This window comes from Winogradskyella sp. SM1960 (genome assembly GCF_020179375.1).
GTDB classification, from domain to species: Bacteria; Bacteroidota; Bacteroidia; order Flavobacteriales; family Flavobacteriaceae; genus Winogradskyella; species Winogradskyella marina.
On the sequence record NZ_JAICBG010000005.1, the window covers coordinates 308,276 to 332,302 of the forward strand.

The 24,027-nt window shown below is 33.8% G+C and carries 23 protein-coding genes; 20 read left to right on the forward strand and 3 right to left on the reverse strand.

The genetic code is table 11. The features are described 5' to 3' along the window. The 19 genes from K1X16_RS13680 (at position 1) to tsaB (ending at position 17,907) form a co-directional block, all read left to right on the forward strand. Positions 1-351 (forward strand): VanZ family protein, encoded by a 351-nt coding sequence (locus tag K1X16_RS13680; protein ID WP_225036798.1) that lies wholly within the window; start codon positions 1-3, stop codon positions 349-351. 65 nt (positions 352-416) lie between these two features. Further along, a complete protein-coding gene (locus K1X16_RS13685; RefSeq protein WP_195872446.1) occupies positions 417-1,145 on the forward strand; it encodes an energy transducer TonB in 729 nt (242 codons plus the stop codon). A gap of 117 nt (positions 1,146-1,262) precedes the next feature. Next, positions 1,263-2,060 carry an energy transducer TonB gene (locus K1X16_RS13690; RefSeq protein ID WP_225036799.1) on the forward strand — a complete coding sequence of 266 codons (798 nt, stop codon included), beginning with the start codon at positions 1,263-1,265 and terminating at the stop codon, positions 2,058-2,060. A gap of 124 nt (positions 2,061-2,184) precedes the next feature. Next, positions 2,185-4,293, forward strand: coding sequence for a gliding motility protein RemB (locus tag K1X16_RS13695; RefSeq protein WP_225036800.1), 2,109 nt, complete (start codon positions 2,185-2,187; stop codon positions 4,291-4,293). A 175-nt stretch (positions 4,294-4,468) separates the two neighbouring features. Next, entirely contained in the window at positions 4,469-5,362 is an 894-nt protein-coding gene (cyoE, locus tag K1X16_RS13700; protein ID WP_225036801.1) for a heme o synthase, read from the forward strand. Beyond that, positions 5,363-5,962 carry a heme-copper oxidase subunit III gene (locus K1X16_RS13705; RefSeq protein ID WP_225036802.1) on the forward strand — a complete coding sequence of 200 codons (600 nt, stop codon included), beginning with the start codon at positions 5,363-5,365 and terminating at the stop codon, positions 5,960-5,962. It abuts the gene before it with no gap. Positions 5,963-5,999: 37 nt separating this feature from the next. Then, positions 6,000-7,001: a cytochrome c oxidase subunit 3 gene (locus tag K1X16_RS13710; protein WP_225036803.1), complete on the forward strand. Its 1,002-nt coding sequence runs from the start codon at positions 6,000-6,002 to the stop codon at positions 6,999-7,001. A 21-nt stretch (positions 7,002-7,022) separates the two neighbouring features. After that, positions 7,023-7,469 (forward strand): cytochrome C oxidase subunit IV family protein, encoded by a 447-nt coding sequence (locus tag K1X16_RS13715; protein WP_195872452.1) that lies wholly within the window; start codon positions 7,023-7,025, stop codon positions 7,467-7,469. Positions 7,470-7,616: 147 nt separating this feature from the next. Next, positions 7,617-8,333, forward strand: a complete 717-nt coding sequence (locus K1X16_RS13720; protein ID WP_195872453.1) for a hypothetical protein — start codon at positions 7,617-7,619, stop codon at positions 8,331-8,333. Then, positions 8,330-9,085 carry an SCO family protein gene (locus K1X16_RS13725; RefSeq protein WP_225036804.1) on the forward strand — a complete coding sequence of 252 codons (756 nt, stop codon included), beginning with the start codon at positions 8,330-8,332 and terminating at the stop codon, positions 9,083-9,085. The genes K1X16_RS13720 and K1X16_RS13725 overlap by 4 nt, the downstream gene beginning before the upstream one ends. 2 nt (positions 9,086-9,087) lie before the next feature. Then, positions 9,088-9,633: a DUF420 domain-containing protein gene (locus K1X16_RS13730; RefSeq protein WP_225036805.1), complete on the forward strand. Its 546-nt coding sequence runs from the start codon at positions 9,088-9,090 to the stop codon at positions 9,631-9,633. A 2-nt stretch (positions 9,634-9,635) separates the two neighbouring features. Next, complete coding sequence (locus K1X16_RS13735; protein ID WP_195872456.1) at positions 9,636-9,878, forward strand: hypothetical protein; 243 nt, start codon at positions 9,636-9,638, stop codon at positions 9,876-9,878. Positions 9,879-10,030: 152 nt separating this feature from the next. After that, the gene (locus tag K1X16_RS13740; protein WP_195872457.1) at positions 10,031-10,732 is read left to right on the forward strand and encodes an ABC transporter ATP-binding protein; all 702 of its coding nucleotides are present in this window, start codon (positions 10,031-10,033) and stop codon (positions 10,730-10,732) included. Further along, positions 10,725-11,969 (forward strand): ABC transporter permease, encoded by a 1,245-nt coding sequence (locus tag K1X16_RS13745; RefSeq protein WP_195872458.1) that lies wholly within the window; start codon positions 10,725-10,727, stop codon positions 11,967-11,969. Before K1X16_RS13740 ends, K1X16_RS13745 begins: the two co-directional genes overlap by 8 nt. A 1-nt stretch (position 11,970) precedes the next feature. Continuing rightward, entirely contained in the window at positions 11,971-13,230 is a 1,260-nt protein-coding gene (locus tag K1X16_RS13750; RefSeq protein ID WP_225036806.1) for an ABC transporter permease, read from the forward strand. A 20-nt stretch (positions 13,231-13,250) separates the two neighbouring features. Then, complete coding sequence (locus tag K1X16_RS13755; protein ID WP_225036807.1) at positions 13,251-14,411, forward strand: efflux RND transporter periplasmic adaptor subunit; 1,161 nt, start codon at positions 13,251-13,253, stop codon at positions 14,409-14,411. Between the two features lie 51 nt (positions 14,412-14,462). After that, entirely contained in the window at positions 14,463-15,905 is a 1,443-nt protein-coding gene (locus tag K1X16_RS13760) for a TolC family protein (protein WP_225036808.1), read from the forward strand. 2 nt (positions 15,906-15,907) lie between these two features. Next, entirely contained in the window at positions 15,908-17,218 is a 1,311-nt protein-coding gene (locus tag K1X16_RS13765; protein ID WP_225036809.1) for an efflux RND transporter periplasmic adaptor subunit, read from the forward strand. A 17-nt stretch (positions 17,219-17,235) separates the two neighbouring features. Then, positions 17,236-17,907, forward strand: a complete 672-nt coding sequence (gene tsaB, locus K1X16_RS13770; protein WP_195872463.1) for a tRNA (adenosine(37)-N6)-threonylcarbamoyltransferase complex dimerization subunit type 1 TsaB — start codon at positions 17,236-17,238, stop codon at positions 17,905-17,907. On the opposite strand, the gene K1X16_RS13775 is transcribed toward tsaB, so the two are convergent. The 3 genes from K1X16_RS13775 to K1X16_RS13785 all read right to left on the reverse strand — a co-directional run bounded on the left by K1X16_RS13775 (position 17,904) and on the right by K1X16_RS13785 (position 20,533). Beyond that, a complete protein-coding gene (locus K1X16_RS13775; protein ID WP_195872464.1) occupies positions 17,904-18,716 on the reverse strand; it encodes a mechanosensitive ion channel family protein in 813 nt (270 codons plus the stop codon). The genes tsaB and K1X16_RS13775 overlap by 4 nt on opposite strands. A gap of 24 nt (positions 18,717-18,740) precedes the next feature. Then, positions 18,741-19,418 (reverse strand): hypothetical protein, encoded by a 678-nt coding sequence (locus K1X16_RS13780; protein WP_225036810.1) that lies wholly within the window; start codon positions 19,416-19,418, stop codon positions 18,741-18,743. A 212-nt stretch (positions 19,419-19,630) separates the two neighbouring features. After that, a complete protein-coding gene (locus K1X16_RS13785) occupies positions 19,631-20,533 on the reverse strand; it encodes a NifU family protein (RefSeq protein WP_225036811.1) in 903 nt (300 codons plus the stop codon). A gap of 195 nt (positions 20,534-20,728) precedes the next feature. Here K1X16_RS13785 and K1X16_RS13790 point away from each other — a divergent pair. After that, on the forward strand, positions 20,729-24,027 hold a 3,299-nt coding region (locus K1X16_RS13790; protein ID WP_225036812.1), incomplete at its 3' end, for a choice-of-anchor L domain-containing protein.

A 24,027-nucleotide genomic window follows, 5' to 3' on the forward strand; every position in this document is an offset into this window, starting at 1 on the left:
ATGTTCTTATTGGTGTCAATAGTTTATACCTTGGCATTGGTAATAGCAAGCTTAATTACATTGTCTGGAATGCCAAGTGTTGGGACTTCTTTCGACGATAAAATATATCATGTCGTTGCTTATTGTGGTTTAACATTAGTATGGCTTTTATATATTAAACCAATTAAAAAGAAGAGGTTATATGTTATCATTTGCCTTTCTGCTATTTTTCTCGGTTATATATTAGAACTGTTACAATTTTTTCTTAACCCTAATAGAACCTACGACACCTATGATTTAATTGCAAACAGTATTGGTGCTATTTTTGGTACGCTAATTGCAGTTAAAATAAATGTATATAAATTAAATTAACCCAAACCCTTGTTTATTTTACTATTATTTAGTTAAATTAGCGATGTTGTTTAAAAAATGATATTATGGAACCTAAAAAGAATCAGAAATCAGATGTTAGCAGAAACAGTTCGCTGTTTTTTGCTGTTGGTTTAGCTTTAATGATGGGTATTACCTATTTGACAATCAATTATAAAACTTACGATAAAGTTGATGTTGTTGCAGATTCGTTAAACCTAGATGATGAATTAGATGAAGAAGTGCCAATCACAGAACAGATTGTGACTCCACCACCACCACCTCCACCACCACCACCTGCACCAGAAATTATAGAGGTTGTAGAAGATGAAGAAGAGGTAGAAGAAACTATTATAGAATCTACAGAGACGGAAATGGAAGCAGAAATTGTGGAAGTTGAAGACGTTGTAGTTGAAGAGGTAGAAGAAGATTTAGAAGTACCATTCTCAGTTATTGAAAATGTTGCCGTTTTTCCTGGTTGTGAAAAGGAAAAAACTAACGCAGCAAAGAAAGAATGTATGAATGAAAAGGTGAATAGATTCATTGGTAGAAAATTTAATACAGATTTAGCCGGTGATTTAGGATTACCTCCTGGTAGAAAAAGAATCTTTGTTCAGTTTAAAGTTGATAAATCTGGTAATGTAACAAACATTGTAGCTCGTGGTCCTCACCCAGGACTAGAAAGAGAAGCAAAACGAGTTATTGGTCAATTGCCTAAAATGCAACCTGGTAAACAAAGAGGAAAGTCAGTGGTTATGCCATTCTCTATTCCAATTGTATTCCAAGTACAAGACTAAAACATAAGTCAACAGTTTTTATATAAAAATCCCGTTCAAAATTAATTGAGCGGGATTTTCGTTTTGGTATGCTTATTGTGATTTTTACATAATATTAACATTTAAATCATAGATATTATGAAAAATTCTAACAAAGACTTCGGTGTTGCTGGTCAGAGCACCACTGAAGCAAAGAAATCACACAAGCATGATGCAAATTTACAAAAAAACTCAACCCTTTATTTTCAAATAGGGTTGATTCTTTGTTTATTAGGCACCTATGCACTGTTCGAAATGAAGTTTCAAGAACGGGTTGTTACTATTGACCCTTTAACAGATAATGAATTAGCTGTAATTGATGTTATGCCTGCAGTGGTGCCAGAAGTTATTCAACCTAAAAAAGTTGAGCCAGAAATTGAACGAAGTACAAAGTTAATTGATGCATATGAGACGGTTGAAGATGACAAGGACATTATAGAAAAGAAATTGATCACTCCAGAAGAGCAAGAGCCTGTGTCAAAACCCATTTTACCAAGTAGTATTCCTGAGGAAGAAGACCCAGAAGATACGGATGTCTTTGTGCCATTTCCTTTAATTGAAAAAGTACCAGTTTATCCAGGTTGCGAGAAATACACTACTAATAGTGATCGTAAAAAATGTATGTCCGATAAAATCACCAAATTAATTGGAAAGAAATTTAATTTAGATATTGGGTCCAAGTATGGGATAACAGGAAAACAAAGAATTTCTACGCAGTTTACAATCGATAAATTTGGGAATGTTACAGACATAAAAATTAGAGGACCACATCCTGCTCTAGAAAAAGAAGCGAACCGTGTAATCAATAAAATCCCTAAAATGGAACCTGGTTTACAGCGACAAGTTCCAGTTGGTGTCATCTATACATTACCTATTGTTTTTGATTCTAGATATTAGAAAAACAATTGGTCAGTAAAAAAGATAACCGTTATTCTCAGAATAACGGTTTTTTTATACAACAATTGGTTTCTAGGTTACTAAAAAAAATAAGTATCTTTCGCACATTAAAAATTAGTCCTTTATGAAGCGCATTGTGCTATTTGCTATACTGTTAACCACCTCATTGGGTTATACGCAAACCTTATTGACTTACGAAAAGTCACCAGTTTTTGAAGAATGTGATTCAGTTGCTGTTGAACAATTAAAATCCTGTTTCAATTTTACACTAAACACGTTTATTTATGAGAACTTTAAAGTGCCTCAAATAGTTTCGGACGAGTCTTACGTTGGTGATGTTAAAGTACTGTTTGAAGTTAATAAAGATGGTGAATTTAAAGCCATTTATACTGATGCGATTTATGATGAATTAAAGGAGGAAAGCAAACGTGTTTTCGATTCACTCCCTAAAATACAACCAGCAACTTATAATGGTAATCCTACATTTGTTCAATATAGTATTAGTATTTCAATACCTTTAGTAGAACCTGTTGAAAATACTGTACTACCAACGGATGAGGTTAATCTTACGGCAAAAGATAGTCTTAATGCCACCTTATCAAGTGAGTTTGATGATGTGAACAAGGCAATACAGGATTATGAAAAACTAGAATATAATAGTGAGCTAAACATCCCTTTTACACATTCGTACTACGCACGTTTTGATGACGAAATGAATGCTATTGGCACTAATAGTCACACTGCGGCAAAACCATTTTTATATAGTGACGTAGCACGATATTATGATATTAAAGCCGAAAAGGAAAGCTTATCAAAGGACACTGATTCTTGGTTAGGACGAAAAGTGTTTAATGAACATTTAGTAGAGATACAAGGTAAAGATTATTGGTTTACCGTAGATCCTATATTAGATTTACAAGTGGGTAAAGATTCCGAAGCTGACTTCAATTCAACCTGGAACAACACTCGAGGTGTTAACATACAAGCTGGTTTAGGAAAACGGTTTAATTTAACAGCTTCTGTGTATGAAAGCCAAGGGCGTTTTGCTGATTATTTTAATCAATACGGTGAAAGTTTAAAGGCATTTGGACCAGATCCAGCTATTATTTCGGGTCGAGGAATTGCCAAACGTTTCAAAGAGAATTCTTATGATTATCCCATTGCAGAAGCGTATATGTCGTATACGCCTGCAGATTTTTTAAACATTCAATTTGGTCATGGAAAAAACTTTATAGGAGATGGTTACCGTTCATTATTGCAAAGTGATGTTGCAAGTCCTTATCCATTCTTAAAATTAAATGCTACGTTTTGGAAAATTAAATATACAAGTACATGGATGTGGTTAAAAGACGTTAGAGATGAAGTTGTGGTTGATAAAGCATTTTTAACCAAATACATGGCAAATCACTACTTAAGCTGGAATGTTTCTAAAAAATTAAATATTGGTTTGTTTGAATCAGTAATGTGGGCTGATGCTAACGGAAGAGGTTTTGATGTGAATTACTTAAATCCTATTATATTTTTTAGAGCCATAGAATTTCAAACAGGACAAGGTGCCGGAAACGCAATTCTTGGACTTTCTTCTAAATACAAATGGAACAATAAAGTTAATGTTTATGGGCAATTTATATTGGATGAATTCTCATTGAGTGATGTTAAAGGAGGTGAAAAAAGTTGGAAGAATAAATTCGGATTTCAGTTAGGTGTTAAGTATTTTAACGCCTTTGAAGTTGATAACTTATTACTTCAAGCAGAATTTAATAGAGTGCGACCTTATACGTATTCGCACAATACACAAATTCTTAATTACGGTCATTTTAATCAGCCAATGGCACACCTTTGGGGAGCAAACTTTAGAGAGTTAGTTGTAATAGGACGTTATAATTATAAACGCTGGTTTGGTGATGCTAAATTTATCATTGGGCAACGTGGTTTTGATTATAACACCGATGAAGATAGCTTTTCTTATGGAGGAGATATTTATAGAAACTACAATGATCGAAATGCCGATACAGGTGTTACTATTGGTCAAGGAAATAAAACCAATAGCTTTATGACAGAAATACAAGCTGGTTATCTTTTAAATCCTGAAACCAATCTTAAGTTATTTACTAATATTATTTATAGAGATTTTAATCCAGATGCAGTAACGGCATCAACTATGGACTCTAATACCGTTTGGTTTAGTATTGGTGTACGTACAGATTTGTTCAATTGGTATAATGATATATAGATATTTCTAAAATCATACAAGCGTAGTTTTGGTGTCGAGATAAAGAAGGTGTTTTTATTAACCTAGCCACAAGCTGCTAGATTGATGTATGAATAAAACTAAAGTTTAACGTTGGTCATAATCAATTTTCAAACTATCTTTGCTTCCGCTTTAAAAAGAAAAAAAATCGTATAGTTTGAGTTATACAAAATCTTCGATATCAACAACTTCTGTGATAACAGATTTTAAGGAAATTACCAAAATGGGATTGTCCTTAAGTGTTGTGTTTTCTTCTATTGCTGGCTATTTTCTTGGTGCAGAAACCATAAGTTTTACGTCCCTCGTTTTATTAGCTTTTGGTGGCTATTTTATGGTAGGTGCATCAAATGCATATAACCAAATCATTGAGCGCGACTTAGATGCGCTTATGGAAAGAACAAAAAATAGACCAATTCCTGCAGGTCGAATGTCTGTAAATACAGCATTCGTTATAGCAACAACCTTTACAATTTTAGGGTTAATAACCTTATATATAATTAATCCGAAAACAGCGATGTATGGAGCTATTTCCATATTTTTATACACGAGTGTTTATACACCGTTAAAAACGAAAACCTCCTTAGCTGTATTTGTTGGTGCATTGCCAGGAGCCATACCGTTTATGTTGGGCTGGGTTGCCGCTCGAAATAGTTTCGGAATTGAAGCAGGAACACTATTTGCTATTCAATTTTTTTGGCAATTTCCCCATTTTTGGGCTATAGGATGGTTTTTACACGAAGATTATAAAAAAGGTGGTTTTCACATGTTACCAACCGGAAAACCCGATAAAGGAACAGCTGTACAAATTATAATGTATAGTGTTTGGACGATTATTGTATCTGTTATACCGGTTTTAGGGTTTACAGGTGATTTAAAATTGTCAATAGTAGGTGCAATTTTAGTGTTTGTACTCGGCTTAGTAATGTTAACTTATGCGCTTAAGTTATTTAAAAAGCGTTCTATAAAAGCAGCAAAACAACTCATGCTTTCTAGTGTGTTTTATATTACCCTATTGCAAATAATCTATGTTGCGGATAAATTTTTAAGATAAATGGATTTAACACAAGGAACTCATCAGGTAAAAACAGCACGATCTAAAAAGATGATGCTTTGGTTTGGTATTGGAGGCTTAATTATGTCTTTTGCCGGTTTAATTAGTGCTTTTATTGTGAGTAGTAAACAACGGTTACATGAAGATTGGTTGGTAGACTTTCAATTACCAAATGGATTTTTTATAAGTTTAGTACTTATTTTGCTAAGTAGTTTAACCTTTATTTTAGGGAAACGGGCTTTACAACAAAATAAAATGCAGCAGGTAACCATCTGGTTATTGGTTACTTTGGGCTTAGGAATAGGGTTTGTTTACAGTCAATTTTTAGGTTTTGGCGAAATTATAGAAATGGGTTATAATTTTACAGGACCAACAAGTAATATAACGATGTCTTACATTTACGTGATTGCAGTATTGCACATAACGCACGTTATTGCTGGTTTGGTATGTTTGATAGTTGTAATTTATAATCATTTTAAACAAAAGTATAACTCCAACAATATGTTGGGTTTTGAACTAGCAGCCAATTTTTGGCATTTCGTAGATATGCTTTGGCTTGTGCTCTTTTTGTTTTTATATTTTTTTAGATATATAATTTGATTATTTTTGTCCAATCTTAAAAATTTAAATAAACTCTATGGATTCTACAGTAGCTAGTACTGGTACAGAAGAAAAAACTTGGGGTGGAGGTAATAGACCTCTTAGAGCAAGTTACGGAAAATTGATGATGTGGTTTTTCATTGTATCCGATGCATTAACATTTTCAGGTTTCTTGGCCGCTTATGGTTTTGCAAGATTTAAGTTTGTAAACGAATGGCCGATTGCGGATGAAGTGTTTACACACGTACCGTTTTTACATGGTCAAGAACACCCTATGATCTATGTAGCGTTTATGACGTTTATTCTTATTATGTCGTCAGTAACGATGGTATTAGCTGTAGATGCTGGTCACCATATGAATAAAGCCAAAGTTACCTTCTACATGTTCTTAACCATTATTGGTGGAGCTGTATTCGTTGGTTCTCAAGCTTGGGAATGGGCTACATTTATTCAAGGAGATTATGGTGCTGTACAGACAAATTCGGGCAATATTTTACAGTTTGGCGAATATGTAAATGTAGATGGTGAAGAGAAATTTAAACGTATCGCAATTGAAGATATTGCAATTCCAGTAGCTGGAGATCGTGTAGAGCACGATCGTAGTAATGGACTATGGTTTACAGAAGAAGCTCCACTACCACTTTTCTCAGTTGATGAAATCTATACAGGTCTAGCCGCAAACGATAATATTAGAGTAAGAACACAATATTTAGATGAAGACGGTCATAAAACAGTATTGTCTAGAAGTGAATCGCTTAGGCAAATTAAAGAAAATGGGAAGTTGGTAGTTAAAGGTGCAAACCTTAAAGTTAATGAGTATGGCCCAACACTATTTGCAGACCTTTTCTTCTTTATTACTGGTTTTCACGGTTTTCACGTAACAGTAGGTGTAATTCTTAATATTATTATTTTCTTCAACGTAGTTCTTGGAACTTATGAACGAAGAGGTAGTTATGAAATGGTTGAAAAAGTCGGTCTTTACTGGCACTTTGTAGATTTAGTTTGGGTATTTGTATTCACATTCTTCTATTTAGTATAAAAAGAAACTTAAGATTAAATTATGGCACAAGAACATAAATTAGAGATATTTAGAGGACGTTGGAAATTTAAATCTAACACACAAAAAATCTGGGGAGTTTTATGGCTTCTAACAGTAATAACAGCTATAGAAGTTGTTTTAGGTATCTATAAACCAGCTATTTTAATGGATATTTGGTTAGATCCTTTTGAAGGGGGATTCTTTGCAACACTTGGTAACATTATACTATCACCAATTGTTTATATGAAACCATTGAACCTCATTTTTATCTTACTTACAATTGTGAAAGCCTATTATATTACATGGGATTTTATGCACATTAGAGATGAAACCTCTAGCATGAGAAAAATGGTAGTTTGGACTAGTGTTTTTCTAATTGCGTATTTGGTGTTTATCTTATTACAAGAAGGTGGTTATGTATTTCATGCATACCATGGTGAAGACTCTATAATCACCCGCGATTTTTAAACATAAAAGCATACACTTAACTAAGTGTTAAATACAGGTAAAAGGTGGTTTATATAAACCACCTTTTCTATTTTTGCATACCAACGATTTTATAAACAGGTAATTGGTGATTTAACCAAGTATAACACGGATTTTAGCTCTGAAAAGATGAAAGCAAATAAAGTAAAACGCTATATAGTTCTTAGTATATTATTCTTTTTACCTGTGGCGTTTTTATTGATGCTATATCCCGCAAAGCACAACTATGATCCCTTAGATGTTGTAAATAGTAAGATCGCTGATATTAATAGGTTTAGTGCAGACAGTAACGAAAACGTACTTTTAAAAGATCATATAACCGTATTAGGGTTTTTAGGTAACTCACCTTTAGATTATATGATTTCCGCTTCAAATCTCAAGGAGTTGGTGTATGACAAGTTTAAAGGATTTAAAAATTTTCAAATAGTCATTGTAGTCCCAAAAGGAACGGAAGCTGATATAGAACTACTAAAAAAAGAAATAAATACATACGAAGATTTAAAATATTGGCATTATGTATTTGGTACGGAAGGTGATATAAAATCGCTTTATAGTTCCTTAAAAACAAAAGATGTTCTATCTGAAAACCTTGCAGTAAATAATGTTTATATCATTGATAAAAATCTAAATCAGCGTGGTAGACTAGACGGAAGGGATGAAAGACAGATAGAGGAAAATAAACCGGCCTTTAGTGTTTATGGATACAATACGATAGAGGTTGCTGAGATTAAAAATATGATGAGTGATGATGTTAGAATTCTATTTACAGAATATCGTGAAAAACGAAAAGGTGAATTTGAAGATTCAAATTCGAGAAGAAATAGAGAATTAAAACAAGATCAATGAGTAATAAATCAAACTATTCGTACGTCGGAATTGCATTTATAATTTTGGTTTTCGGAATTATATTCATTCCAAAAATTATAGATCGTGTAAACGATGGAGATATCATCAGAGATGATAGTCGAAGTAAAGGGGTTTCAACAATTACTGCGAGAAACTCACAGAAAAGTGACTTAAGTTATTTAGAAATTAATGGTGAGCCTAAAAAAGTACCTGCATTTAGTTTTACAAATCAAGACGGTGAAACAGTCACAAATGAAGACTACTTAGGAAAAGTTTATGTTGTAGAGTTTTTCTTTACGACCTGTCCAACTATTTGCCCAATAATGAATAGAAACTTAGTGGAGGTTGAAAGTGATTTCACCGGAATTGAAGATTTTGGAATCGCGTCGTTTTCAATTGCACCAGAAATAGACACTCCAGAAGTTTTAAAAGCTTATGCCGAAAAATATAGTATTACCAACCCTAATTGGCACCTAATGACAGGTGATGAATCGGCTATTTATAATTTAGCCAATGAAGGCTTTAATTTATATACAGCAAAAGACGACAGTGTTGAAGGCGGATTCGAACATTCAGGTAATTTTGCCTTAATAGATAAAGAAGGTTTTATTAGGTCTAGGCAAGACGATTTTGGAAACCCTAAGATCTTTTACAATGGTTTAGTTTCTGAAGAAGAAGGAGTAGACGAAGATGGTATGGCTCAAGAAATAACAATTCTGAAGGAAGATATTGCTAAATTATTAAAGGAATAACGATGAGTGAAGTAGATCACGTAAAAGCAAAAAAATATAACAAATGGGTTGTTGTATTATCTATCGTAATTCCATTAGTAGTGGCTGCCTTATTTGGCGTTAACCTTCGCAGTCTGGGTTATGATGTAGAGCCTTTAACTTTCTTGCCGCCTATTTATGCTACAATCAATGGATTTACAGCTGTGCTTTTAATTGGTGCCGTTATGGCAATAAAAAATAAAAATGTTGTTTTACACGAAAATTTAATGACTACAGCTATTTATTGTTCCGTGGTGTTTTTGGTGCTATATGTAGCATATCATATGACAAGCGATTCAACAAAATTTGGTGGAGAAGGGGTCGTTGCGTATATCTATTACTTTATTTTAATTACGCATATCATACTATCTATTATTATCATTCCGTTTGTATTGATTACGTATGTTAGAGCAATAACTAACGATATAGAGCGTCATAAAAAAATTGCCAAAATCACCTTCCCGATTTGGTTATATGTTGCTATAACCGGAGTTGTAGTTTATCTAATGATTTCCCCTTATTATACTTAAATATGAAACGTAAAATTCTTTTTTCTCTTCTGTTTTTTCTCTTTGTTTTTAAAACTAATGCACAATGCGCAATGTGTAGAGCAGTTTTAGAAAGTGGTGAAGATCAATCCATGGCGGAAGGCATTAATGATGGTATCGTTTTTTTAATGGCTGTACCTTACATTTTGGTTGGTACAATTGGTTTTATTATTTACAGAAAATTTAATAAACCAAATAAATTAGAAAATATAGACGAGAATTTGTAACATTTTTTGTGTTAGATCGTCTTATACATAATCAGTTACAGGAAGCCAAACAATATATAGGAATAGCCTGTCGTTTATTTAGTATTAACAATTCGTTGGGATGATAACTTTACGAATTTCATTAAAATTGTAATAGCTAACCAACTACAATTATGATTCAAATAAAAGATTTGCACAAATCTTACCACATGGGAACCAATTCACTCCATGTTTTAAAAGGTATTAATTTTGATGTAAAAGAAGGAGAGTTAGTATCTATCATGGGATCTTCTGGTTCAGGGAAATCTACATTATTAAATATTTTAGGCATGTTAGATGAAGCTGATGAAGGTCAGTATATTCTCGATGGAGTTCCTATTAAAAATCTTAATGAAAAAATTGCGGCACAATACAGGAATCAATTTCTAGGGTTCATTTTTCAGTCGTTTAATTTAATCAATTACAAAAGTGCATTAGACAATGTATCTATGCCTTTATACTACAAAGGGGTAAAACGAAAAGAGCGTACCGAAAAGGCCATGCATTATCTCGAAAAAGTAGGTTTAGCACAATGGTCGCATCATTTGCCTAGCGAACTTTCTGGTGGTCAAAAACAACGTGTAGCCATTGCTAGAGCACTCGCAAGTGATCCAAAAGTATTGTTAGCAGATGAGCCAACAGGTGCTTTAGATACCAAAACATCTTATGAGGTTATGGATCTTATTCAAGGCATCAATGACGAGGGTAAAACGATTTTAGTTGTTACTCACGAAGATGATATTGCACATATGACTAAGCGTATCGTAAATCTAAAAGACGGAGTAATTATCGACGATAGTCCTGTAGAACAAATTAGAGCATCAGCACATGTTTGATATAGAACGTTGGCAAGAAATCTTTGAAACTTTAAGCAAAAATAAATTGCGAACGTTTTTAACAGGGCTTTCGGTAGCTTCTGGAATTTTCATTTTAGTAATTCTTCTTGGCTTTAGTGAAGGTATTGCCAATGGTGTAAAGTCGCAATTTGAACAAGATGCAACCAATAAAATTTCCGTTTGGACAGGTGTAACTACCAAAGGCTATAAAGGTTTAAATCCGGGACGTTATATTCAACTTAAAAACACCAACTTCGACGCTGTTGAAAATGCATATGATGACTTTTTCGAATACCGAACTAAAGATTATATGATTTGGGGAGGAACAGTGACTTATAATAATGAAACCGGAAATTACCGTGTTAGAGGAACCATGCCAGACAATCAGTTTATTGAAAATGCCGATATAGGTTCTGGTCGATTTATTAGTCAATCTGATATTGAAGAGACTAAAAAAGTAGCCGTTATTGGTAATAAAATAAAAACGGATCTTTTTAATGGAGAAGATCCAATCAATCAAAACATTCAAGTCTTCGGAATGAACTTTAAGGTGGTTGGGGTTTTTTATGATCCAGGTGGAGATCGAGAAGAAGGTCAGGTTTATATTCCTCTTACTACTGCTCAAAAAGTTTTTAATGCTGGAGAGAATATTAGAAACATGGCATTTACAGTGAAAATGGCAGATAATTTTGATGAAGCCGTAGCCATGTCTAATGCCATTGCTTTAGGCATAGAACAGAAAGTTAAAGAAATTCATACTGTTGCGCCAGACGATGTAAGTGCTGTAAGAGTAAATAATACATTAGAGCAAGCTCAAAAAATCTATTCATTAATTGCGACCATCAGAGCTGTGTTTTGGTTTGTGGGTATAGGAACGATCATTGCCGGTATTGTAGGTGTGGGTAATATTATGCTCATCATCGTTAAAGAACGTACTAAAGAAATCGGCATTAGGAAAGCCTTAGGAGCCTTGCCAATGTCTATTGTTGGGATGATTTTACAAGAAGCTGTATTTGTAACCATGTTCTCTGGTTTATTTGGGTTAATTTTTGGGCTCGGGTTATTAGAACTTGTAGGACCATTGATAGAGAGTGATTTTATAAAATACCCACAAGTAGATTTTAATATTGCACTAACTACAGTGTTTTTGTTAGTGTTTGCAGGTGCTTTGGCAGGCTTTATTCCAGCGTATAGAGCCGCTATGATTAAACCAATTGACGCATTAAGAGACGAATAATATGTTTAGTAGAGACCGTTGGGATGAAATACTTGAAGCATTAAACGCTAATAAATTTAGAACGTTTCTAACAGCGTTTGGAGTGTTTTGGGGAATCACCATATTAGTACTATTGTTAGCCTTAACTAATGGTCTTAAAAATGGAGTCACTGCAGACTTTGGGGATTTTGCGACAAATTCTATGTTTATGTGGACGCGAGGTACTTCAAAACCTTATAAGGGGTTGCCAAAAGGGCGTAATTTTAACTATAAAATAGATGATATTACTGCTATCAAATCAGAGATTCCTAATTTAAAATATGTGTCACCTCGAAACCAGTTAGGTGGATATAATGGAGCAAATAACGTAACACGAGGAACAAAAACAGGTGCTTTTGAAATATATGGCGATTATCCAGAATTTATAAATCAACAGCCTTTAGATATTCTTCAAGGCCGTTTTATTAGTTATTCAGATATTGATGCTAAACGAAAAATATGTGTTATTGGTACAGGTGTTGAAAAAGGACTTTACGATAAAGGTGAAGCGGTATTAGGAACCTATGTTAAAATAAATGGTGTGAATTTTTTGGTTGTTGGAACCTTTAAAATGAGTAATAGCCAAGGTGATGATGAGCAAGATGCCAGTACCATTTATATTCCGTTTACAACATTTGGTCAGGCCTTTAATAGAGGTGAAGATGTGGGTTGGATGGCGATTACTGCCGTTGATGACGTCAGTATCACATCCTTAAAACAGCAAGTTTTCGATTTAATGAAATTTAGACACAAAGTAGATCCAACAGACGATCGTGCTATTGGTCATTTTGATTTGTCAGAACAATTTGGGCGCGTTAATGGCTTGTTTTCAATATTATCTTTAGTTGGGTATTTTGTAGGAGCTTTAGTGTTAATGTCTGGTATTATTGGCATCAGTAATATTATGCTCATTGTTGTTAAAGAACGCACCAAAGAAATTGGAGTAAGACGAGCTTTAGGAGCCAGTCCTTGGAATATAAAATCACAAATTTTACAAGAAAGTTTAATATTAACGATACTATCTGGTATGGTTGGTATTTCATTTGCTGCTCTGGTAATTTGGGTAATGAATACCATTTTAGATAATGCCGGATCAGTAGAAAATTTTGCAAATCCAAGCGTAAGCATGGAAGTTGTATTTACCGCTTTAATAATATTAATAGTTTCAGGTGTTTTAGCCGGATTAATTCCTGCTAATAGTGCCACAAAGATGAAACCTGTAGACGCTTTAAGAATAGAATAAACAATATATCAATCACAATCATGAAGAGAACTAAAACCATAATCCTACTTATAGCCATTGTAGCTGTATTTGGAGTTTCGCTATATTATTTATGGCAAAAAAACCAAGAAGATCCTATTACTTATACTTCGGAATCTCCTACAGAAGAAACTATAATTGTTAAAACGGTAGCAACAGGAAGTATAGTTCCTAAGGAAGAAATTTTAATTAAACCTAACATTTCTGGTGTTATCGAAGAGATTTTTATAGATGCTGGAGAATATGTTGAGCAAGGGGATCTTATAGCTCAAATTAAGGTTATCCCTAATGCCTCTTCTCTGACAAGTGCTAAAAATAACATAGCCTCTAATCAAACAGCACTTCAAACAGCAAGAATAAATTTACAAACACAGCAGGCCAGTTACGATAGGCAAAAAGCACTGTTCGATAAAGGAGTTATTTCAGCAAATGATTTCGAGGGTATAAATAATGCGTACCTACAAGCCAAACAAAGTGTAGAACAAGCAAAAATTAATGTGAACTCTGCCAATCAGAACTATGATATAATAAAAACAGGAACCACATCTGGTTTAGGAAATATTGCACAGACACAAGTAAGAGCTACGGTTTCTGGGATGGTTTTAGATGTGCCTGTAAAAGCCGGCAACCAAGTTATAGAAGCTAATAACTTTAATGAAGGAACTTCAATTGCATCTATCGCTGATATAAAACAAATGATTTTTGAAGGGAAAGTAGATGAAAGTGAAGTCGGTAAAATAAAAGAAGGCTTACCGTTAGAAATCACTGTTGGTGCTATTGAAAATAAAAGCTTCGATGCTGTATTAGATTACATAGCGCCAAAAGGAATTGCAGAAAATGGAGCCATACAATTTGAAATAAAAGGAACGTTAAAGAAAATCGATTCAACATTCATTAGAGCTGGTTTAAGTGCAAATGCTTCTATTATTTTAGATAAGGCTGAAAAGGTCTTAGCCATAAAGGAAGCTTTAGTACAGTACGATAAAGAAACAAAAAAACCATACGTAGAGATTGAGATAGGAGATCAAAAATTTGAAAGAAAAGATATTGCGTTAGGAATTAGTGATGGTATTTTTGTAGAAGTAAAAAATGGGATTTCAAAAACAGATAAAATAAAAGTTTGGAATCAAGTACAAGGAGTGCCAAAATACGCGCAACAATAATTTTTAGAATTTAATGTAACACTTTAAGGTTTACGTAGACATATAGGTATCATGAAAAAATCAATCATAGTCACATTACTTCTTTTTGGAGTTATAGTACAAGGACAAAATAAAAAATGGACGCTACAAGAGTGTGTAGAATATGCCTTGGAGAATAATATTTCTGTTAAGCAAAGTGAATTAGACGTATTAGCAACAGATATCGAGAGACTTTCTGCTGTTGGTAATTTTTTACCTTCGATAAGTGCTAATAGTGGAGTTTCGGAGAATACGGGTTTAAGTTTTAACCCGGTAACAAACAACGCGCAAACCACTACATTTTTATCCGTTACAGGTCGCGTTAATGTAGGTTATACGTTGTTTGATGGACTTAGAAATTTTAGAGAATTGCAACGTGCAGACATCTCAAAAATTGCAAGTCAGTATCGTTTAGATAAAATGAAAGACGATATTTCACTTTTTGTTGCTAATAATTATTTACAAGTCATATTAAATAAGGCTAATCTTAAAGTATTTAAGTCTCAAAACGAAGTCACCAAAGCACAGATTCAAAGAACTCAAGAATTAGTAGATGCTGGATCACTTCCAAGGGGTGACCTTTTAGAAATAAAGGCAACCGATGCTAGTGAACAACAATCTATAATAAATGCAGAAAACAGCATTCAGATATCATTGATAAGTCTTGCACAGTTATTATTAATTAAAGATTACGAAAATTTTGATATCGAAGATGAAGGTTATGATATTATAGACGAAGGCATTTCAGAAAAAAGTGTATCCGAAATATTATCTAAAGCAAAAGAAACACGTTCCGAAATTAAAATTGCTGAGCAAAATGTAGAACTAGCAAATAAAGATTTACAAATTGCTAAAAGTGCTAATTACCCAACGCTATCAGCGTTCTTTGGATATGATACACGATATACAGATGCAGCTTCATTTGATCAACGTATAGATCCAAACAACCCAACAATTACACAAGAAATTGGTACTGTTCAAGGAACTGGTCAAGTGGTGGTTGGTGAGGTTCCAAACACTTTTGCTGTAGAAGTTGGTGCAGATCCTTTTGTAGATCAACTATATCAAAATGATGGTATTTCTTATGGTTTACAATTAAATATTCCTATCTTAAATGGATTTGCAACCAAAGGCAATATTCAACGAAATAAAATTAATTTAGAACGAACTAAATTTCAATTAGAGCAGGCAGAATTAGATTTAGAATCTACGGTATTTCAAGCTTATGTTGATGCTAAAGGAGCATTAAAATCTTATGAAGCAGCAAAATCAGCAGTAGAATCGCAACAATTAGCCTATGACTATGCCAAAGAACGTTACGACGTAGGTTTAACTAACGCATTCGATTTTAGTCAATCTAAACTAAGATTTGATAATGCAAATATTGAATTGAATCGTGCTAAATACGATTACATTTTTAAGTTGAAGGTACTCGAATTATATTTTGGAATTCCTGCAACTGAACTAAAGTTTTAATTATGAGCAAAACAACAAAAATTATAATCACACTTGTCGTTGTAGTACTACTAATCTTAGTTGCTGGATCTAAAATGGGATGGTTTGGTGAAAAAGGAGAATTTAAAGCGGTAACTGTTAAAGAAGTAACTTTAAAAGATATTGTAGAAACCGTATCTGCTACTGGGAAAATTCAGCCAGAAATTGAAGTCAAAATATCTTCAGAAGTCTCAGGTGAAATTTTAGAATTACCATTCAAAGAAGGAGAAGAGGTTAAAAAGGGTGACTTGTTAGTTCGTGTGAATCCCGATTTAATTCAATCTGCGGTGAGTAGAACCCAAGCGTCTTATCAAAATGTGAGAGCTGGTTTAGAACAAGCTGAAGCAAATTTAAAACAAGCTAAAGCCGATTACGAGAGAAACGAAACGCTTTTTAACAAAGGTGTAATTTCTAAAGCAGATTGGGACCGTTCTATTGCAGCTTACGAAACTGCAGTGGCTGGGAAGAACTCGGCATATTACAACGTGCAAAGTGCTGCAGCTAGTGTAAATGAAGCAAAAGACAACTTAAATAGAACTACGATTTATGCACCAATGACCGGTACAATTTCATTATTAAGTGTAGAGTTAGGTGAACGTGTGGTTGGTACGCAACAAATGGCTGGTACAGAAATTTTACGAGTGGCAAACTTAAAAAACATGGAGGTTGAAGTCGATGTTAATGAAAATGACATTGTAAAAGTGTCTATCGGAGATTCTACTATTGTTGAAGTTGATGCCTATTTAAAAAAACAATTTAAGGGTGTTGTTACAGAAATCGCTAATTCTGCAGCAGGAACTTTAGCAGCAGACCAGGTAACTAATTTTAAAGTTAAGGTTAGAATTATTGAAGAATCTTATAAAGATCTAACAGAAGGAAAGCCTGAAAGCTATTCGCCTTTTAGGCCAGGAATGACAGCTACAGTAGATGTTATTACAAAAACGAGAAAAGGTGCTATTTCTGTTCCTATTAGTGCCATTGTGATTAAAACAGATACAAGTTCGACCAAAAAGCCATATGAAAAAACAATGACGACAGATTCTGGTGAGTTTGATTCGGAAGAACAAAAGTTTGAATGTGTCTTTGTTAACGATAATGGAAAAGCAAAACTAAGAGTTGTAAAAACAGGTATTCAAGATGATACTAATATTGAAATTGTTTCAGGTTTATCTGAAGACGATGAAATTATAACTGGTCCTTATATAATGGTTTCTAAAAACTTAAACCCTGGGGATTTAATTGAAATAACAAATAAAAATTCCTCAGAGGCTTCTAAGGCTAATACAGAGGAATAACAAACACCAATTTGCCAATGGCATTAGTGCTCAATATAGAAACAGCAACAACAAATTGCTCAGTCTCTCTGTCTAAGGATGGAGAGACTTTAGTTTTAAAAGAAGATAATAGTTTAGGCTTTTCACATGCCGAAACATTACACCTTTTTATTGATGAGGTTTTTAAGATTTCAAAATATAAACCTTCAGAAATTGATGCGGTTGCTGTAAGTAAAGGTCCTGGATCTTATACAGGTTTGCGTATTGGTGTATCGTCTGCTAAAGGCTTATGTTTTGCGATAAATAAACCTTTAATTGCAGTGTCTACCTTAGAAAGTTTGGCGCATCAAGTTAACTTTAGAGATGGATTTATAATCCCGATGTTAGATGCCAGACGTATGGAAGTGTATGCTGCTATTTATAATTCAAATTTAGAATTACATAGAGAAATACAGGCCGAAATTCTTACAGAAGAGAGTTATAGTGACCTTCTTAAAGATCATAAGGTTTATTTTATAGGTAATGGTGTTGAAAAGACTAAAAGCTTAATTCAGCATCCTAATGCTGTTTTTATTGAAGGGAAATTACCTTCTGCAAATGAGATGGCGCTTTTAGCTGAAAACAAGCACAAAAAAAGCGACACCGAAGATGTCGCTTATTTTGAACCTTATTATTTAAAAGATTTTGTAGCTTTAAAAAAGAAGCATTAACCTTCTTTATGTATTTCCACCTGATGAGGATAAGGAATATCTATACCAGCTGCATCTAAGGCTTCTTTAGTCTGTTCTGTAATATCAAATTTTACAGCCCAGTAATCTGGTGTGTTCACCCAAACTCTAGTAAAAAAGTTAATTGAGCTATCTGCTAATTCAGATACGTTAATTGCAGGTGCTGGATCTTGAAGGATTAAAGGATGTTTTTGAATGACTTCCAAAATAACTTCTTTGGTTTTCTTAATGTCAGAGTCATATCCAACCCCAAAAGTCCAATCAACACGACGTTTGTTTTCCGTAGAATAATTAGTGATATTGCCGTTAGATAGGCTACCATTAGGAATAATAACTTCTTTATTATCTGGTGTTGTTAGTTTTGTTGTAAAGATTTCAATCTCCTTAACACTTCCAGCTTCACCTTGTGCCTGAATATAATCCCCAATTTTAAACGGTTTAAAAATCATAATTAATACACCACCAGCAAAATTAGCTAAAGAACCTTGAAGTGCTAAACCAATGGCTAAACCAGCTGCAGCAAGAATTGCGGCAAAGGATGTTGTTTCTACACCAACAGTTCCAAGAACAACAACAATTAAAACGATCTTTAAGATCCAATTAATAAGGTTTGATAAGAATTTTTTTAAACTCTCATCGTAGTCACCTTTATCCATTGTTTTTTTAATGCTTTTCAGAAGTACTTTAATAACCCAGTTACCAATTATCCATATAAGAATAGCTCCAAGTACTTTTGGGCCAAACTCAATTATAAAATTGTAACCTTCGTCAATCCATTTTTGTGTGTCCATGTTCATTTTATTAATTTTTATATTTTATTTTGAGAGATTAGACATATAATCAACTAACTTAATTAAATCATCTTCCTCTTTGAGATTAATTTTATTTTTCTTTATATAAGATTTTAACTTACTTGCTTCGTTTGGGAAGGATTTTAATAAATCTTTCCTTCTATGAGAAATATATGTAATCGTATTATTATAGTCTATATAATAAGCATCTTTATTTCTAATATATCTTGCAGGTATGTCTTTTTCATAGGACGAAGCCGCATCAACTTTTTTATGATATGTTATTGATTCTTCTTTTAAAAGTGCAGATTTATTTGTTTCATGTACAACAACTAAAAAGCCATTTTTTTTTATTCCTTTATTATTAGTGAAATTTTCTGTTCTATAGAGTTTCTTACTATGACTAAATGTAATCTCATAATCAGTATTGTTATCTAATAAAAGCACTTTATTATCGCCTAAATTAACTTCCATTTCACCACTAAATGCATTATATCTTCCGTTATAAATTTTATCTTCAAATTGTGCTATAGTAATCGGTGTGAAGTTTTTATTTATATATTTTGATCCCTCAGTATCAATATTTGTATCAACGGCTTTAATAGAAATAATTTTACCTCTTGAATCCACATTTACGTTTTGTGCGTTAATAGCATAACAAGCACAACATAATACTATTAAGAGTATTTTAACTTTTTTCATAACTATGTTTATTTAAATTAATTTAATATTATAACACTTTAGTCTTGAACTTCGACTTTTTGTTTGATTAAGGTCTAAGAATTTTTTTTAAATTTCTCTTACGATACTTTCTAACTTTTATTTTATGTTAAAAATCACTTCATTTACTATAAATACAACTATAATATATGACACAAAAAAATTGAAATCGTCACATCTAAAGGTACAAATTTTCACCCATTTATAGCATTAACTGTAATAGAGTTGTCATTTAGCATTTCCTTCAGCATATTCTCTATACCATTTTTTAGAGTAAAGGTTGAAGAAGGACATCCACTACAAGCTCCTTGTAATAAAACCTCTACTTTTTTGGTATTAGCATCATAAGATTTGAATTCTATATTTCCACCATCACTTTCAACCGCTGGTTTTATATACTCTTCAAGGATGTTTATAATGTTTTTAGAAGTATCATCTAAGGCTTCAAATTTTTGTTCAATGGCTTCTTCTGTTTTTTCTAACTGCTTAGGAGCATTGTCATTTAAAATAGTTTTACCTTCTTCGACATAAGATTTTAAAAACTCACGTAATTGAAGTGTGATATCTCCCCATTCAACAATATCAAACTTAGTAATAGAGATAAAGTTCTTTTCCATATATACGTTTTTCACAAATGGAAACTGAAATAAAGCCGTTGCCAAAGGTGATGGCTTAGCCTCTTCAATAGACTTAAACTCAAACAAACTTGGAACTAAAACTTTATTACAAACAAATTTTAATACACCAGGATTAGGGGTGCTTTCTGCATATACAGTAACTGCAGCTTTAGGTTTTACAGCATCTTCACTAACAATGATGCCACCTTTAGATATGTAGTCTTCAATTTGCTGCGCAACATCATCTTCTACGTCTTTCCACTCAACTATATTATAGCGTTCAATGGCTATAAAATTAGAAGCGATATATACTTTTTTAACAAATGGAAGATAGAATAATTGCTGAGCTAAAGGTGAATGCTTTGCGTCGTCTATATTGTTGAATTCAAAGCTGTTGTGATTGGTTAGAAATCGATCAGCTTCAAACTTCTTTATGGTATCGTTAGATGTTGTGACTATGGAAATTTTGGTCTGTGCCATTTTATGTGCCATTATTTTATTTGCAAAAGTATGAAATATCAAGCTGAAACATTCAACCTTTAGATGTTGTTTTATAACTGTAATCTTAAGTCAATTAATATAATTTGATTAAATTTCGAGCTCAATAGAATTTTCGCGTTTGTTTTTTGGGTTTTATTTAAGAATTTACGCACTTATGAATTGAAGTACTTTTTTATGAAAAAACTCCTATATCTTTTTATTTTTTTAATTTCAACAATTGGTTTTGCTCAAGATATATTAATGGAAGATGGGACGTTTACACGTTGTGCTCCCTATAAATTTTATGATTCTGGTGGTGAGTTTGGAAATTATGGTGATGATGAAAATATTATAACGACCATATGCCCTCAAAATGAAAATGAGTTTATCATTCTTGATTTTACTTTGTTTACAACACAGTTAGGTCCGGAACCAGACACAATGTATATTTATGATGGTGATGATGTATCAGATCCATTGTTAGGAACCTTTAATGGAACATCTAATCCAGGGATTATTTCAGCTTCAGAAGATAATGATTCTGGGTGTTTAACTATAAAGTTTGTGTCTAATGATGGTGGTAATCTTAATGGTTGGGAAGCCGATATATTATGTGCAACTCCGTGTCAAGATATTGTAGTATCAATAGATGAAACCACGCCAGCAACTAATGCGACAGGTGTTGTTAGTATACTTCCTTTTGAATCTGTTGATTTTTCTGCAAGTGCTTCGTTTTCTCTAGATGGAACAGATGCTTCTTATGAATGGGATTTTGGAGATAATAATACAGCAACAGGCACCAATGTTACTAATGTGTTCGGTACAGCCGGAACATATACGGTTACCTTAACTGTTACAGATAACAATCCACAAGGCTGTTCAGCAACAGAGACCATTACTGTCTTTGTATTGGGTCCAAATGTTGTTGTAGACCAAGAAACGTTTACTCCTGAACAATTAATTGAAGATGTCCTAATAGATAGTCCATGTGCTACGGTATCTAATATCGTTGCTGTAACGGGTACTTCTTATAGTTCAGATGAACCAAATGGTATCGGCTATTTTATTAGTAATGGTTTAGACTTCCCTTTTAAAGATGGTTTGTTGCTTACAAGTGGTGATGCGAGTGAGGCTAGAGGGCCCAATGATAACGGAACTTTAAGCGATGGGTCTGGGGTTTGGCCTGGAGATGATGATTTAGATGATGAGTTAGGTGTTGATTCTCATAATGCGACATATATTCAATTTGATTTTGTACCGTTGGCTAATACTTTCAGTTTTGAGTTTTTAATGGCTTCTGAAGAATACGATATGGGTACGTTTGAATGTGATTTTTCAGATGCATTTGCTTTTTTATTGACAGACTCTGATGGTAACGTTTCTAATTTGGCAGTTATACCGGGTTCAATGGAGCCTATTTTGGTGACTAATATTCACCCAGATAATGGGTCTTGTGGAGCAGTTAATGAGCGTCACTTTGGAGCTTATACTCCTACTAATGGACCTCCAATTGCCTTTGATGGTAGAACAGCTAAGTTTTTAGCAGAATCAACAGTTATTCCAGGTGAAACTTATACCATAAAATTGGTTATTGGAGATGATAGGGATAACCTATTTGATTCTGGTGTTTTTATTGAAGGTGGTAGTTTTAACTTAGGAGGTGATTTAGGTGACGACGTTACAATTGCAGCTGGTACTGCACAATGTGGTGGATCGGAAGTTGTTTTAGATACAAGGGTTGAACTAGGGTCCCATGTTTGGTATAAAGATGATGTAGTTATTCCTGGTGAAGTGTCATCAACACTTACAGTAACAGAGCCAGGAGTTTATTATGCCGATTTTGAATTAGACAATGTTTGTTCAGGTTCTGCCGATCCTATTATTGTTGAATTTAGAGATAGCCCAATGGCTAATACAGCTTCGAATTTAGTTCTTTGTAGTGAAACAGGCACAGAGGAATTTGATTTACGAGTAAACGACGATCTTATAATAGGTGACCAAGATTCAACAGTTTTTTCTGTAAGCTACCATCTTTCGGAACAAGATGCTATAGATAATATTAACCCTTTACCAGACCTTTATACTAATACTGCTAGTCCTCAAATGATTTGGGCACGTTTAGCAGATGCATCTCAAATTTGTGCAGATATTATATCATTCTCAATATCTACAGCTGTTGAGCCTACCATTAATCCAGTTTCAGATCTAGAGTTATGCGACGATACAAGTAATGATGGTTTTGAAACCTTTAATTTAAGCGCACAAAATGCAACGATATTAGGGGCGCAATCAGCCGTAGATTTCACGGTTACTTATCATTTAAGTTTTGCAGAAGCAGATTCAGGAGACGGAGCTTTACCATCAGACTTTCCCAATACAGCAAACCCACAACCGATATTTGTGAGAGTAGCGAGTTTAGGTGATTCTAGTTGTTACACTGTGTCTGAGACAGCTCTTTTTAACTTAGTTGTTAACGACAGAGCTATAGCCACAACACCAGATAATATAGAAATCTGTGATACTGACAATGACGGTTTTGGTACTTTTGATTTAAGCAGTCAAGAAGCAGAAATATTAGGAGGACAAGATGCAATGCGATATACCATGACTTTTCATGGTAGCCTAGAAGATGCAAATAATAACGTAAATGACTTACCGACGACGTATATAAATTCTACTATAAATCAGGAAACAATTTATGTTAGGTTTGTAGACACGATGAATCCAACATGTTATAGCACAACAAGTTTTGACATTATCGTTAACCCTTTACCAACCGTAATCGCACCAACGGCATTAGAAGTCTGTGATGATGGCACACCAGACGGTATAACAGAAATGGATTTAAGCCTTAAGAATAGTGAGATCACAGGGAGCAATCCAGCCTATTCCGTAAGCTACCATGAAAACTTAGGAGATGCAGAAACAGGAGCAAGTCCACTACCAACGTTGTACACCAATACAACTAATGGTCAAGTTATCTATGCGCGAGTAGAAAACACTACCACAGGCTGTTATGATACTACAAGTTTAGAACTCATAGTACAACAAGCACCAATAGCCTTTACACCACAACCGCTTATATACTGTGATCCAGATAATGACGGTACAGGGGTGTTTACACTCACCGATGCAGATGCTGAAATTACCGGAGGAGCCACGGGCTTAGAAGTTACCTATCACGAAACCGAAACTAATGCCAATACCGGAGCAAACGCTATAGATACCACAGTAGACTATTTCAATATTGTTCAAAATGCCCAAACGCTTTACGCTCGAATAGAAAGTCCAACGATAGCAACCGACTGTGCAACAATTGTTGAATTAGAGTTAATCGTAGAGCCAACACCACAGTTAGTAGCACCAACACCGTTAGAAGCATGTGATGATATCTCAGCCGATGGTTTTGCAAGCTTTGATTTAACTACAAAGGCAGACGAAATATTAAACGGTCAAGACCCAACACAATACATTGTTAGCTATTACGAGAATGA

What these genes read in the sequence shown, in the direction of transcription:
- K1X16_RS13680 (WP_225036798.1), top strand. Translation starts at nt 1, where the DNA reads ATGTTCTTATTGGTGTCAATAGTTTATACCTTGGCATTGGTAATAGCA.
- K1X16_RS13685 (WP_195872446.1), top strand. Translation starts at nt 417, where the DNA reads ATGGAACCTAAAAAGAATCAGAAATCAGATGTTAGCAGAAACAGTTCG.
- K1X16_RS13690 (WP_225036799.1), top strand. Translation starts at nt 1,263, where the DNA reads ATGAAAAATTCTAACAAAGACTTCGGTGTTGCTGGTCAGAGCACCACT.
- K1X16_RS13695 (WP_225036800.1), top strand. Translation starts at nt 2,185, where the DNA reads ATGAAGCGCATTGTGCTATTTGCTATACTGTTAACCACCTCATTGGGT.
- K1X16_RS13705 (WP_225036802.1), top strand. Translation starts at nt 5,363, where the DNA reads ATGGATTTAACACAAGGAACTCATCAGGTAAAAACAGCACGATCTAAA.
- K1X16_RS13710 (WP_225036803.1), top strand. Translation starts at nt 6,000, where the DNA reads ATGGATTCTACAGTAGCTAGTACTGGTACAGAAGAAAAAACTTGGGGT.
- K1X16_RS13715 (WP_195872452.1), top strand. Translation starts at nt 7,023, where the DNA reads ATGGCACAAGAACATAAATTAGAGATATTTAGAGGACGTTGGAAATTT.
- K1X16_RS13720 (WP_195872453.1), top strand. Translation starts at nt 7,617, where the DNA reads ATGAAAGCAAATAAAGTAAAACGCTATATAGTTCTTAGTATATTATTC.
- K1X16_RS13725 (WP_225036804.1), top strand. Translation starts at nt 8,330, where the DNA reads ATGAGTAATAAATCAAACTATTCGTACGTCGGAATTGCATTTATAATT.
- K1X16_RS13730 (WP_225036805.1), top strand. Translation starts at nt 9,088, where the DNA reads ATGAGTGAAGTAGATCACGTAAAAGCAAAAAAATATAACAAATGGGTT.
- K1X16_RS13735 (WP_195872456.1), top strand. Translation starts at nt 9,636, where the DNA reads ATGAAACGTAAAATTCTTTTTTCTCTTCTGTTTTTTCTCTTTGTTTTT.
- K1X16_RS13740 (WP_195872457.1), top strand. Translation starts at nt 10,031, where the DNA reads ATGATTCAAATAAAAGATTTGCACAAATCTTACCACATGGGAACCAAT.
- K1X16_RS13745 (WP_195872458.1), top strand. Translation starts at nt 10,725, where the DNA reads ATGTTTGATATAGAACGTTGGCAAGAAATCTTTGAAACTTTAAGCAAA.
- K1X16_RS13750 (WP_225036806.1), top strand. Translation starts at nt 11,971, where the DNA reads ATGTTTAGTAGAGACCGTTGGGATGAAATACTTGAAGCATTAAACGCT.
- K1X16_RS13755 (WP_225036807.1), top strand. Translation starts at nt 13,251, where the DNA reads ATGAAGAGAACTAAAACCATAATCCTACTTATAGCCATTGTAGCTGTA.
- K1X16_RS13760 (WP_225036808.1), top strand. Translation starts at nt 14,463, where the DNA reads ATGAAAAAATCAATCATAGTCACATTACTTCTTTTTGGAGTTATAGTA.
- K1X16_RS13765 (WP_225036809.1), top strand. Translation starts at nt 15,908, where the DNA reads ATGAGCAAAACAACAAAAATTATAATCACACTTGTCGTTGTAGTACTA.
- tsaB (WP_195872463.1), top strand. Translation starts at nt 17,236, where the DNA reads ATGGCATTAGTGCTCAATATAGAAACAGCAACAACAAATTGCTCAGTC.
- K1X16_RS13775 (WP_195872464.1), bottom strand. Translation starts at nt 18,716, where the DNA reads ATGGACACACAAAAATGGATTGACGAAGGTTACAATTTTATAATTGAG.
- K1X16_RS13780 (WP_225036810.1), bottom strand. Translation starts at nt 19,418, where the DNA reads ATGAAAAAAGTTAAAATACTCTTAATAGTATTATGTTGTGCTTGTTAT.
- K1X16_RS13785 (WP_225036811.1), bottom strand. Translation starts at nt 20,533, where the DNA reads ATGGCACAGACCAAAATTTCCATAGTCACAACATCTAACGATACCATA.